Annotated in this window: 11 protein-coding genes; all 11 read left to right on the forward strand. The window is 55.0% G+C overall.

Annotation, left to right across the window (positions count from 1 at the left end; translation table 11 throughout):
* The first annotated feature begins 94 nt into the window (after positions 1 to 94).
* Positions 95 to 1,144 carry an HlyD family secretion protein gene (locus ACI3UA_RS09145; protein ID WP_439724510.1) on the forward strand — a complete coding sequence of 350 codons (1,050 nt, stop codon included), beginning with the start codon at positions 95 to 97 and terminating at the stop codon, positions 1,142 to 1,144.
* 278 nt (positions 1,145 to 1,422) lie between these two features.
* The gene (locus ACI3UA_RS09150) at positions 1,423 to 3,309 is read left to right on the forward strand and encodes a glutamine synthetase (protein WP_439724511.1); all 1,887 of its coding nucleotides are present in this window, start codon (positions 1,423 to 1,425) and stop codon (positions 3,307 to 3,309) included.
* A 560-nt stretch (positions 3,310 to 3,869) separates the two neighbouring features.
* Positions 3,870 to 5,195 carry a flagellin N-terminal helical domain-containing protein gene (locus ACI3UA_RS09155; RefSeq protein WP_439724520.1) on the forward strand — a complete coding sequence of 442 codons (1,326 nt, stop codon included), beginning with the start codon at positions 3,870 to 3,872 and terminating at the stop codon, positions 5,193 to 5,195.
* A 187-nt stretch (positions 5,196 to 5,382) separates the two neighbouring features.
* The gene (locus ACI3UA_RS09160; protein WP_439724512.1) at positions 5,383 to 6,384 is read left to right on the forward strand and encodes an HlyD family efflux transporter periplasmic adaptor subunit; all 1,002 of its coding nucleotides are present in this window, start codon (positions 5,383 to 5,385) and stop codon (positions 6,382 to 6,384) included.
* Between the two features lies 1 nt (position 6,385).
* Positions 6,386 to 7,954, forward strand: a complete 1,569-nt coding sequence (locus tag ACI3UA_RS09165) for an ATP-binding cassette domain-containing protein (protein WP_439724513.1) — start codon at positions 6,386 to 6,388, stop codon at positions 7,952 to 7,954.
* Positions 7,947 to 9,176: an ABC transporter permease gene (locus tag ACI3UA_RS09170; protein WP_439724514.1), complete on the forward strand. Its 1,230-nt coding sequence runs from the start codon at positions 7,947 to 7,949 to the stop codon at positions 9,174 to 9,176. Before ACI3UA_RS09165 ends, ACI3UA_RS09170 begins: the two co-directional genes overlap by 8 nt.
* On the forward strand, positions 9,176 to 10,333 hold the full coding sequence (locus ACI3UA_RS09175) for an ABC transporter permease (RefSeq protein ID WP_439724515.1): 1,158 nt from the start codon (positions 9,176 to 9,178) through the stop codon (positions 10,331 to 10,333). The genes ACI3UA_RS09170 and ACI3UA_RS09175 overlap by 1 nt, the downstream gene beginning before the upstream one ends.
* A 16-nt stretch (positions 10,334 to 10,349) precedes the next feature.
* Complete coding sequence (locus tag ACI3UA_RS09180) at positions 10,350 to 11,006, forward strand: TetR/AcrR family transcriptional regulator (RefSeq protein ID WP_439724516.1); 657 nt, start codon at positions 10,350 to 10,352, stop codon at positions 11,004 to 11,006.
* 54 nt (positions 11,007 to 11,060) lie between these two features.
* Positions 11,061 to 11,258: a hypothetical protein gene (locus ACI3UA_RS09185; protein ID WP_439724517.1), complete on the forward strand. Its 198-nt coding sequence runs from the start codon at positions 11,061 to 11,063 to the stop codon at positions 11,256 to 11,258.
* A 42-nt stretch (positions 11,259 to 11,300) separates the two neighbouring features.
* Positions 11,301 to 12,077, forward strand: coding sequence for a Cof-type HAD-IIB family hydrolase (locus ACI3UA_RS09190; RefSeq protein WP_439724518.1), 777 nt, complete (start codon positions 11,301 to 11,303; stop codon positions 12,075 to 12,077).
* Positions 12,078 to 12,267: 190 nt separating this feature from the next.
* Positions 12,268 to 12,858 carry a peptidoglycan-binding protein gene (locus ACI3UA_RS09195; RefSeq protein WP_439724519.1) on the forward strand — a complete coding sequence of 197 codons (591 nt, stop codon included), beginning with the start codon at positions 12,268 to 12,270 and terminating at the stop codon, positions 12,856 to 12,858.
* Positions 12,859 to 12,947 lie beyond the last annotated feature (89 nt).

Raw genomic sequence — 12,947 nt, forward strand, 5'->3', positions numbered from 1 at the left:
TAATACTTGAAATTTTCAGATTGGGGGCATATAATTATCTCTTAGCGTGATAGTTATATGCCTTTTATATAGGCCTGATTGTGAGGGAATTATTTTGAACGAAATAGATATCAGTGATAAGGTAAAGAAGGTCATAAAGTTCGGCCTGCCGGTTCTGCTGGTCATGTCCGTCGTGGTGGCGAGCGTCGTCTGGTACATCATGTACGGGGCCGGTGATCTGGTGGTGCGCGACGCCAAGGTTTCCAGCAGTATGGTGGGGGCCAGGGTGAGGGTGTCCGGCACGGTGTCGGAGGTGCTGGTGAAGGACGGTGATGCTGTCAGGGCCGGGGATGTTATTGCCCGCATCAAGGTCAACGTGACGGAGGAACAGCTCAGGCAGCTGCAGCAGACCGTGGAGCTGTCCCAGAGAAATCTCGACCAGATAAAGCAGGGTATCACGGTGCGCACGCCGCGGGTGGTTGCGGCGTCTGCTCCGGCCGGAGCTTCCTCCGGCGAGGTGGAGCGGGCCAGAAGCCGCATGGAGCGCATGAACCAGCTCTACGAGATGGGGGCTGTCAGCGCGGTGAAGCGTGATGAGGCGGTGGCAGAGTATCAGGCCGCCGTTGCCGCCGGCAGCGCGGCGGCCGCCTACGGCAGCAATGTGGTCTACGATACGACGGTGCAGGCCGCCAGCCCGGAGGTTATCAAGAAGGCGGAGCTGCAGCTGCGCCAGGCTCAGGCGGCACTGGAAACGGCCAAGGGAAGCGCCGCGGCTACGGAGATTACAGCTCCCGTGGATGGTACTGTCTACGTAGGTGATTTGGCGGCAGGCATGGAGGTACAGGCCGGACAGGTGATTGCCCATGTGGGCAATTCTGACAGCATGTGGATCGAGGTCAGCCTGAAACCGGAACAGCAGAAGGATGTGCGGCTGGGGCAGATGGCGGACTACTATGTGAACAGGGCAAAATACGAAGGTCTGGTCATGGAAATAACGGCCCCGGCAGATGCCGAGGGGCAGGAGGCACAGGGCAATACCGAGGGCAGCTACGGCGGGGAGGCCGCCGGGGACAGGCTGATTGTGAAGATTTCCATTTCGCCGGAGGACCTTGCCGGAATGCGCATCGGCGATACGGCCGAGGTGCGCTTTCTAAAGAAGGGATAAGGGCCGTGGGGCCTTCCCGCAGGCGTCAGGCCTATGGGGGATTTTTGCCCCCCATAGGCGGGGACAGAATAAGGAAACAAACTTTTTGTCACTTTTGCCTAAAATTTTTCAAAAAGTGTTTGACAAGGGGACACTTATATGCTAATATAACACCTGTAAGCGAGTTAAATATTTCTAAGGCAATGAAGCCATACAGTGAGTGCAGAATATCTGTATCCTGTGTGGTTATTTTTTTGCCAAAATTAGCTGAAGATAATTTAAGAAAAGGTGGTTTTAAAATGGAAGATTTACTCTATGTCATTCCTGCGAACTCTGAGAAAGAAGCTATTGTCGAGATGCTGGAGGCTCATCCGGAGATTAAGTTCGTTTCCCTGGTTGGTATTGACCATGCCGGCAACGACACTGATGAGAAGATTCCTGTACGCATCTTCCTGAAGGATATGGATGATTTCTATGCAGGCTCCGCAGTGCAGACTGACGGTTCCTCCGTAGTGCTGGCAGGTATTGCAACCCTGAACAATGCAAAGGTTGATATGCCTATTGACCCATCCGTAAACTGGTTCGTAGATTACAACTTTGAGAACTACGATGAGGAAACCGAGAAGCCTGTCGGTACCCTGCGCATCCCTGCCTTCCTGGTTCATGAGGGCAAGCGCGTGGATTCCCGTGCAGTTTTGAAGGATACTCTCGATTATGTAAAGAAAGAGCTTTTGAATATTTTCCACACTACCGGCACTATCTCCGGCCTGGAGCATGTCAACGGTGCTGATGTAGAGGATATCTGCTTCACCTCCGCTACTGAGCTGGAGTTCTGGGTAAAGACCCCGCTGGAGGATGCCAACATCGAGGAAATGTCTGCATCCCAGGTTATGCAGGAGCAGTATTGGCAGCGCACCCACGGCATTGTCCGCAATGCTTTGGAGCAGGCAGTTCTGCTTTTGGACAAGTACGGCCTGAGCGTTGAGATGGGCCATAAGGAAGTAGGCGGCATCAAGGCGCATCTGGATGAGTCCGGCCGCATGGTAAGCGTTTGCGAGCAGATTGAGGTTGACTGGAAGTTTGCCGATGCCCTGCAGGCCGCTGACAACGAGCTGATTGTCCGCACCTTCATCCGCGAGGTGTTCCGCATGAACGGTCTTGAGGTTTCCTTCAAGGCTAAGCCTATGATTGGTCTTGCCGGTAACGGTGAGCACACCCACATCGGCATGGGCGCAATCCTGAAGGGTGGCAAGTTTGTGAACCTGTTTGCACCAAAAGACATGACCAAGGAGTTCATGAGCGCTATCGGCTATGGTTCCATCATGGGCCTGCTGAAGAATTACGAGGTTATCAACCCATTCGTATCCGCTACCAATGACTCCCTGAACCGCTTGAAGCCTGGCTTCGAGGCTCCTGTATGTATCGTTACCTCCCTGGGCCATACTCCGGAGGTTCCATCCCGTAACCGTACCATTCTGGCAGGCCTGATTCGCGATATCAACAGCCCGGCGGCTACCCGCTTCGAGCTGCGCGCCTGCAACCCTTACACCAATACCTATCTGGTGCTGGCCGCTATCTATTCTGCCGCTCTGGACGGCATCAAGTATGCTGTTACCAAGTCCACCGCTGACCTTCTGGCAGAGCTGTCCAAGGAAGCCGGCGTAGAGGCTGGTTATCTGGAGAAGGATCGCGCTTATCGTTCCGAGAAGGATGTATTTGAGGATTATACCGACGAGGAGCGCAACCGTCTCTTCGGCGCACCTCCTGCAACTGTTTGGGAGAACCTGTCCGGTCTGGACAACTATCCTGAGAAGCGTGCCGCTGTATGCGCTGCCGGTGCTTTCACCGATGCTATCATCGAGGCCTTCAAGTCCGGTGCCCTGCTCCGCTGGAAGACTGAGCTCATCAGCCGCATCATTCCTGAGAACCGCGACATTGTACGCGCTTGCAAGGAAATCGTGTCCGACTATGTAACTGATCAGGATTCCTACAACTGGAACAAGATTAACGGCCTCCGTTGCTATCTGGCCAAGGACAGCATCGATGAGAAGTCCCTGTTCACCCTCTTGAAGACCGCTCTGGTTGAGGGCGATTATGAGACTGCTTCCGGCCTGCAGGTTGAGATGTATGACAAGATGGAAGAGCTGAAGGCTCTCTATGATTCCTATCAGAAGAACATGATTTGATGATTATCTGCTGATGCTCTTCAAATAGTGAATATGAAATAGTAAAATCCCTGTTGTGGTGCGCTTTTGCGAGAAAGCGTATCACGGCAGGGATTTTTGGTATTATAGGTCAGACCTTAATGGAGTGTCGTTGGATTATTTTGTTGTATCTGTTCAGACAAAGAGAGGGGCGAGTTGGGGCTGTACCTATAGAAAACCTTTGTTGTGCCTCGGTGCTTAGCGATACGCGAGCTAAAAGCGAAGCGTGAGCTTAGCAGCCGCTAGGCACAATGAGGAGCGCGAGCGTGTTTTCTATAGGTATTGCCCCAATTCACCCCTTTTTTATGTCTGAACAGAGCCCACAAATTTACAAATCAATTTATATTGTCGCCAAAGTAACGTACAAGCACTATGGCAAAATGGAATTTCTTATTTTTGATAAATATAAAGTTATTCTTTGACGATATATTAGTTAAATGAGAAAATGGATTTTCTCATATTATGTACGTTTTTGGCAGTTTGGCACTTGCAGTCTGTCTGACGCTTGCAGGTGGCAGTCTGTAGTGGTTTACAAGGATGGGATGACCATGAAGAATAATTTTGTCTGCTCGCTGAGCATTTTGAACGTAATAAATCGAAATTATGCCGCCCTGCATAAGAGCATGCTGCGGATTGCCACGGGGCGGAGGATAAACAGTGTGGCGGATGACCCGTCGGGCTGGGCCATAGGCCAGCGCATGAGCGTAGAAATCCGCTGTCTGGACCAGGCGAAGCAGAATGCCCAGAACAGCCAGAGCATGCTGAAGGTGGCGGATGGCGCGCTGTCTTCCACGATCGATATCCTGCGCACCCTGAAAGAAAAGGCGATTGCTGCCGCCAATGGCACCATGACGGATGCAGACAGGAAGAATGTGCAAAAGGAGTTCGACCAGTACATTGACCAGATAGATGATAATGCCCTTGTTACCTTCAACGGCAAATATCTTTTGGATGGCTCCCACAACAGTCAGGGCAGTGCCACCAAACAGTCCTTCACCAATCAGAGCTTGGCAGAGGATACTACCTTTTCCACCAAGCTGACGGATTTGCAGTCCGGGGCGGGGCAGGATTTGAATATACAGGAAACTGATAAGGTGACTGTTTCCTATGTGAAGGACGGCAAGACTTACACCACCAGCTTTGACGCCAAGGACAAGACATTGGGTGACATCTTCAAGGAAGCCAACAAGCTGGACAACAATGCCAATGTCTTTGAAGCGGCCAATCTGGATTCGACAGCTACCACCAATGTCATAGGCACCGATGCCAACGGCAACGAGGTAAAGACTGCCAGCGGCAAGAACGGCATTACGGTGCAGGCAAAGGATACAGGGCTTGACGGGGCGCTGGGGGGCTTTACCATCAGCGTGACGGACAGTCAGGGAAATGTGAAAAAGACGGTCAATGCGGTGCTGGATGATTTTACGGAAACCATTGAGGCGCGGAACGGCTGTGGGGACAATTCTCTCTATACCCAGACCGGCACCAGGGCAAATCAGGGCATCAAGATAGGGATTGGCAATATGACTTCTTATGGGCTGGGGCTGAAGGGCAGTGATGGCAGTGTGCTGAATGTCGGCACTCAGGAGGCGGCAAATGCGGCGATTAATGTGCTGGACAATGCCCTGAACAAGGCACTGGGGCAGTCAACCACCATCGGCGCGGTTGCCAGCCGCATGGATTATACCATCAGCAACCTGACTACCCAGAGCGAGAACCTGACCAGCGCCATGAGCGTTATCATGGATGCAGATATGGCAAAGGAGATTACAGAATTTGCCCGGAACAACATTCTGCTGCAGGCGGCACAGGCCATGCTGGCGCAATCCAATCAGAATGCGGCCTGGTTTCTCAGCCTGCTGAAATAGAAATTAAAGCGGTGTATACCGGCGGTGCAGGACGGTATATGCCGTTTTTTTATTTTCTTCGTCGGGTTAGGTTTATTATAATTCAAATTCAAATTTGAATTAATCACGATGATGTGCTATAATAAATTCAAATCATGATTTGAATTTATGGGAAGCTGATGTGATACGAAGGAGAGGAGCTAACGATATGGCGGCGAAGAAAAAAATCATTTTACTGCTGGCGGCAGTCTGTCTGCTGGGCGTAGCGGCATACTGGTACAGCACATTCTGCCGTGAGGATAATCAGGGGGAGCTGGTACTGCAGGGCAACGTGGATGTCAGGGAGGTTTCGCTGGCATTTCGCCAGAGTGACAGGATATTGGAGGTGCTGGCGGAGGAAGGCGACAGGGTGCAGAAGGGACAGGTGCTGGCAAGGCTGGATACCTGCGAGCTGAACCTGCAGATGCAGAAGCTGAAAGCGGAGATTGCCGCCCAGCAGAGCACCGTGGACAAACTGCACAATGGTACAAGGCCGGAGGAAATACAGCAGGCACGGGGCAACCTCAGTCAAGCGCGGGCCGCGGCGGAGCATGCCGCCGGTGTGTATCGCAGGAAGCAGGACATATTTAACAGCATAGCCGGTATCAGCCAGCAGGAGCTGGATAACGCCCTGCACGATATGGAGGCAAAAAATGCCGCCCTGTCGGCCGCGGAGGCCGCCCTGCGGGAAGCGGAGGCAGGGCCGCGGCAGGAGGATATTGCCGGGGCGGAGGCAGGCCTGCAGGCCCTGCGGGATGAGCAGAGCCGCTACAATTATCTTCTGTCCCAGTATGAACTGCAGGCGCCTGATGATGGCGTCATCCGCTCAAGGCTTTTGGAGGCGGGGGATATGGCTTCGCCTGCCAAGCCTGTGTTCAAGCTGTCCCTGCCGGGCAAAAAATGGGTGCGCGCCTACGTGCCGGAAACGGAGCTGGGCAGGATATACGAAGGACAGCAGGCGCGGGTGTACATTGACAGCCAGCCGGGCAGGGCCATAGAGGGACAGGTCGGCTATATCTCCGGCACGGCCGAGTTTACGCCGAAGACAGTGCAGACGGAGGAGCTGCGTACCTCCCTTGTCTATGAGGTGCGGGTCTACGTGGATGATATGGATAATGTTTTGCGGCTGGGCATGCCGGCAACTGTAAAAATTGCGGGCCGAGGTGAGTAGTATGGCAGGGAACAGGTTGCAGGGGGAACTGCTGGTGTCCGGCAGGGTACTGCACAATGTGGAGCTGGAAGCGGCCGCCGGGGAGATAACCGCCATTGTGGGGCCTGACGGAGCCGGCAAGACAACCCTCATGCGGATGGTGTGCGGCCTTCTTCCGCTGGGACGGGGAAGCCATCTGCAGGTGGCCGGCATCGATGTGGCAAAGGAGCCTCAGAGGGTGCAGGCGCTCATCAGCTATCTGCCCCAGAAATTCGGGCTGTATGAGGATTTGACCGTGCAGGAAAATATTGACCTGTATGCGGATTTGCACGGCGTACCGGGGCCTGTGCGCCAAAAGCGCGTTGACAGGCTGCTGCACATGACGGAGCTATACGGCTTTACGGACAGGCTGGCCGGCAGGCTGTCCGGGGGCATGAAGCAGAAGCTGGGGCTTATCTGCACCCTTGTAAGGTCGCCGATACTGCTTCTGCTGGACGAGCCGTCCGTAGGGGTGGACCCCCTTTCACGGCGGGAGCTGTGGGAGATTCTGGAACAGCTGGTGCAGGAGGAAGGCCTGACGGTGCTGGTGAATACGGCCTATGCCGAGGAAGCGGAGCGCTGTCAGATGATTTATATGCTGGACAAGGGCAGTCTGCTGGCCAAGGGAACCGTCCATGAATTGCAGGAGGAATGGCCGCGGGGGCTGAAAGGCATGAACGGCACGGGGGCCGGGCGGTCAGGCAGGCACACTGCCGCCGTGGCGGAAGACAGGGCAGGAGATAGGCTAGAGGACAGGGCAGAGGGCATGGCAGGTGATGTGCGGCAAACTGCGGAGGCGGATATCGTCGTCCATGATTTAGTCAAGAGGTTCGGGGATTTTACAGCGGTGTCCCATACGTCCTTCAATGTGTACAAGGGAGAGGTCTTCGGCATGCTGGGGCCAAACGGCGCCGGGAAAACCACTACCTTCCGCATGCTCTGCGGCCTGCTTCCCGCCACCTCGGGGGAGCTTTCGGTGGGGGGCGTGGATGTGCGCCGCCACAGGAACAGGGCCAGGGAGGGCATCGGCTACGTGGCGCAGAAATTTTCCCTCTACGGCAATCTGACGGTCTATGAAAATCTGCGCTTTTATGGCGGCATATACGGCCTCTATGGCAAGGAGCTGGCCCGGCGCATTGATGAGCTGGTGGCGGAGTTCGGGCTGGGGGAAAAGCTGAAACAGGCGGCTGACAGCCTGCCGCTGGGCTACAAGCAGAGGCTGTCCATGGCGGCGGCCCTGCTTCACCGTCCGAAAATCCTCTTTCTGGATGAGCCGACCAGCGGCATTGACCCGGAGGCGCGGCAGAACTTCTGGCGGCAGATTGACAGGCTGTCAGCCGCCGGTACGACTATCATTGTCACCACGCACTTTATGGAAGAGGCGGAATACTGTGACCGCATCATGATACAGGATCACGGGGAAATGCTGATTCTGGGCAGTCCGGAGGAAATCAGGCGGCGTATGGGGATGCCGGGCGCCGGTATGAATGAGATTTTTATTGCCATAGTGGAAAAAGCAAGGCGGCAGGAGGGAGGAAGCAGTCATGGCTAAAGGTACAGGCAGGGAGGCTGACGGCGGCCGCAAAAGGGCGTCCTTCCTCAGTCCGGGGCGGCTTTGGGCACTGGTAAAAAAGGAATTTTTGCAGATAGGCAGGGACAGCAGTACCCTGCTGATGGGGGTGGTACTGCCCATTATCCTGATAATTATCATGGGCTTCGGCATGTCGCTGGATGTGCGGAATGTGCCCGTGGCCGTGGTGCTGGAAGACACCTCCCCCACGGCAAGGTCTGTGGTGAGCTTTGTGGATGGGTCGGAGTATTTTTCGCCGCGCTATGTCCTGCACATGAAGGAAGCGGAGGAAATGCTCATGTCCCATGAGGTGCATGCCGCCGTCGTGGTGCCGGGTGATTTTACGGCAAGGCTGGCGGCAGGGGAGGCACAGGTGCAGGTTATCCTGAACGGCGTGGAGGCGATTACGGCCATGTCTGCGCAAAAATATATCGAAGCGGCGGTGCTGAGCCGGGCCATGGAAAACGGCATGAGAAAGCAGGGGGATGTGACAGGGGCCGGACAGGGACTGACGGCCTCCGCCGATGCCGCTGACAGTGCCGCGTCCATCGGCATGGGGCAGGCCACCGTGGTGAGCCGCGTGTGGTTCAACGATGCCAACACCAGCACATGGTTTTTTGTGCCGGGCATCCTGATGATGGTGATGACCCTGTGCGGCGTGTTCCTTACTGCGGTGGTCATGGCGCGGGAATGGGAGCGGGGGACGCTGGAATCCATCTTTGTCACCCCGGCCAGCCTGCTGGAAATCGTGCTGGCCAAAATCATTCCCTATTTCTGCGTGGCCCTTATCGGCTTCTGCCTGTGCCTCGCCGTGGGGCGGATTCTCTACGATTTGCCCATGCGCGGCTCTCTGGCGGTGATTCTGATTGCCTCGATGCTCTATATTATCGTGGCGCTGGGGCTGGGGCTGACGATTTCCGCCGTGACAAAAAATCAGTTTCTGGCCTGTCAGGTGTCCATGCTGGTGAGCTTCCTGCCCTCCATGATGCTGTCCGGCTTTCTCTTTGACCTTCATTCGGAGCCGGTGGCCATCCAGCTTATCAGTCAGATTTTCCCCACAACCCATTATCTGCAGCTGATAAAATCCCTGTTTCTGGCGGGCAACTACTGGCCGCTGATTGTGGAGAAATGCCTCCTGCTGGCGGTCTACGGCATTCTGTTTATCGGGCTGGCTTTCAGGCTGACCAAGAGAAGGGTAGGGTGATGTGCATGACAGGAACGATGCAGGAACGGATACGGCTTTTCTGGCGGCACCTGTTTTTTATGTGCCAGAAGGAGCTTTTGACCACGCTGAAGGACAGGCGCATGCGTGCCATGATGATAGTGCCTGCCTTGATGCAGGGCTTTTTGTTTGGCTATGCGGCCAGCTACAACCTGGACAACGTGCCCTACGCCGTGGTGGATGAGGCCCGCAGTGAGGCCTCGCGCAGTCTGCTGGGGCATTTTGCCGGTTCCGGCTGCTTCCAGCTGGCGGCATCGCCGGATAGCCCGCGGGAAATAGGCGAGCTGATTGACAGGGAAGAGATTATTCTGGCGGTGGTGATACCCCGCGATTTTGAGCGGAAGCTGCAGCAGGGGGAAACGGCGGAGGTGCAGGTGATAGCCGATGGCAGGAACAGCTCCGTGGCGGGCATGGCCATAGGCTACGCCGGCAGGATAGTGTCGGAGTGGAACCTCGAGCGCATGGCGGAGCGCGCGGGAAGCGGGGCAGGATATGGCGGCGTGTCGGTGGAGAGCCGCACCTGGTTCAACCCCAACCAGATAACCAGATGGATTTTTTCGCCGGGGCTGATTGCCATGATTGCCTTTGTGCAGGTGCTTCTGCTGGCCGGGATGTCCATAGCGCGGGAAAGGGAGCAGGGAACCTTTGACCAGCTTCTGGTTACGCCCCTGTCACCGGCGGAGCTTCTGCTGGGCAAGGCGGTGCCGCCCATGCTGATAGGGCTGGTGCAGAGCACGATTCTGTTCTGTATTGCCCGCTTCTGGTTTCAGATTCCCTTTGCCGGTTCCCTGCTGACGCTCTATCTGGCGCTGATACTCTTTATTTTCAGCCTGATTGGCGTGGGGCTGATGATTTCCGCCATTTCAGAGAGCATGCAGCAGGTCATGGTGTATCTGATGGTGCTGATGATGCCCATGGTTCTGCTGTCGGGGCTGGCAACGCCCATCATCAACATGCCGGAGCTTTTGCAGTATGCCACCTATGCCGACCCGTTGCGGTTTGCGGTGGACGCAGTGAGGCGGATTTATCTGGAGGGGGCGGCGGCAGGCGACCTTTTGGGGGATTTTGTGCCTATGGTGCTTATCTCGGCGATAACCTTGCCATTATCCGGGTGGCTGTTTTATAATAGAGCTGTATGAAAGATTGGTGAGTTTTATGGAAAGGGCAGTAAAGGGCAAAAGACAGCAGCGTGACGACGGCAGGCAGACCAGGGACAGACTGCTGGAATGTGCGGGAATTCTGGCGGCGCAGAAGGGATTTTCCCTTGTGACCAGCAAGGAAATCTGCAAGCTGGCAGGCACGAATCTGGCGGCCATCAACTACCATTTCGGCAGTCGCGAGGGCTTGTACGAGGAGCTTTTGTACAGGATTCATCAGTATATGGTCAACGAGGACAGGTTGCGGGAAATGGTGGGCGAGGACAGCACACCGGGGGAGAAGATTTCCGCGCTGGTGGATATGGTCGCCGAGCAGGTCTGGTCACAGGAAAACTGGCAGATGCAGGTATGGAGCCGCGAGGTCATGCACACATCCCAGTCTGCTCACGTCAGCACCGTGCTGATGCAGGTCATCAAGGTCAAGGGCAGTCTGGCATTGAAGATGTTCAGCGATTATACGGGGCTGGCCATGGACGATATCAGGCTGTATATGTGCTTTCTGTGCTTCATGGCGCCGATTATGCTGGTGGCCTTCGGCAAGCACAGCACCATCGAATACAGCAGGATAACCCATGCCTCCTGCAGTGACAAGGAGATGCTGGGCAATATCAAGCAGTTCTGCTTTGCGGGCCTTGACAGCTACCGCCGGCAGTGATGCTCTGCCCCGGGCGGAAAAACGGAAACATGGAAAAGTGAGGAAGTGGTCGGAGTGAGGTTTGAAAAGGATTTTACCAGCAGGCACCGCCTGAAGGAATGGCTGGAAGCCAAATCGTGGAAATTTGCCGGTACGGAGGAATTTTATGAATGGCTGGAGAAATTCATAGACGAGGGCAATATTCTGGCGGTGCGGGGCGAGTATATTGATTTTCAGGACTGCGTTGATGTGCTGGAAAATCCTGATGACTAGGGAAATGCTTGGTTTTGGCAGTATGAAGGGACAAGGTGCTGTATGAAGAATATAAAGATTATGTTTTTCGATATTGACGGGACTATTTTTGACATGGACACAAAAACCGTTTCCGACCGGATGAAGGAAACACTGCGCCGCCTGCAGGAAGGCGGCATCAAGATATGTCTTGCCACCGGCAGGGCGCCGATGCTGATATATGATATCTTCGGGGTGCGGTTTGATGCCTATGTGACCTTCAACGGTTCATACTGCTTTAACGATGAGGGGGTTATTTTCAGCAATCCCCTGTCCGTCAGGGATGTTCAGCAGATTATACGGAATACGGGCGAGATTAATCGACCGGTGGCGCTGGCCACAAAGGACAGGATTGCCGCCAACGGCGTGGACGCGGAGCTTCTGGCCTTTTTCCAGATAGGCGGCCACGGCATAGAGAAATCGCCGGATTTTGACCAGGTGGCACAGCAGGAGGTATTTCAGATTATGTCCGGCGGCTATCTGTCGGAAAGGGCCGCGCTGGTCAAGGACACGGAAAATGCCAAAGTGGCGGCCTGGTGGGACAGGGCCGTGGACATCGTGCCTGCTGACGGCGGCAAGGGCAGGGGCGTAGCCGCGGTGCTCAAGCATTTTGGCATCGACCGGGCCGATGCCATGGCCTTTGGTGACGGCAACAATGATTTGGAAATGTTTCAGGCGGTGGACAACGGTATTGCCATGGGCAACGGCTCGGAGGATTTGAAAAAAATCGCCAAAGATGTCTGCGGCAGGGTATCCGAGGACGGCATCTATCATTACTGCCTTGAGCACGGCCTGATTTGACGTTTGGCATTATCCCTTGGGAAGAAAGGCCTGATTTGGCAGTTTGGCATGATTGCCCCCAATCGGGCATGGATGGCCCGGCAGGGATAGGTGATTTGAATCAAGTGCACAAAATTATAGGATTTTTGACACATATTTTCAGGTGTGATAGAATAAATTAAAATATGTGCAAAAAAAGGAGAGTGGTTTTGTGAGACTTGGCAAGCTCAGTTTTTGCCTTCTGGCAGGCATCCTGATGGTGCTCATGACTTCTGTGGCAGCTGCTCATGGCACTATGGTGGAGGCCGGTGACGAGGGGCAGTATGTAGAAGAGGTGCAGATACTGCTCAGGGACAAGGGGTACTACACGGAGGAAATTCACGGCCGCTGTGATGAGGCGACGGTGGCGGCCATCAAGGCCTTTCAGCGCGCCCATCATCTTGAGGTGGACGGGATTGCAGGCCCGATGACCATGCGGCTTCTGCGTCCGCCGGTGCATCCGGGGCACATCAGCCTTGAGAATGCCAGGATTGTGACGGTGAATGCCTACGCCTACAGCCCACAGGATCCCGGCATGGGCAGCCATACTGCGTCGGGTACACCACTGCGGCGAGGGGTAATCGCGGTGGACCCGGGCTATATTGCCATCGGGACAAGGGTCTATATCCCTGACTACGGCGAGGCCGTAGCGGAGGATATCGGCTGGAACATCAAGGGCAACACCATTGATATTGCCTTTGATACCCATGAGGAGGCCATTTATTTTGGCCGTCAGGTATTGGAGATTTACATTTTGGATTAATGTATCAGGACAGGATACTAGGTTGAATATGGTTTAGATAAGAAAGGCCTGTGGCGCGACGAGCTTCGCACTGCGGGCCTTTTTGGCGC

Origin of the sequence: Anaerovibrio sp. (assembly GCF_051866355.1) — a bacterium.
Classification (GTDB): Bacteria; Bacillota; Negativicutes; order Selenomonadales; family Selenomonadaceae; genus Anaerovibrio.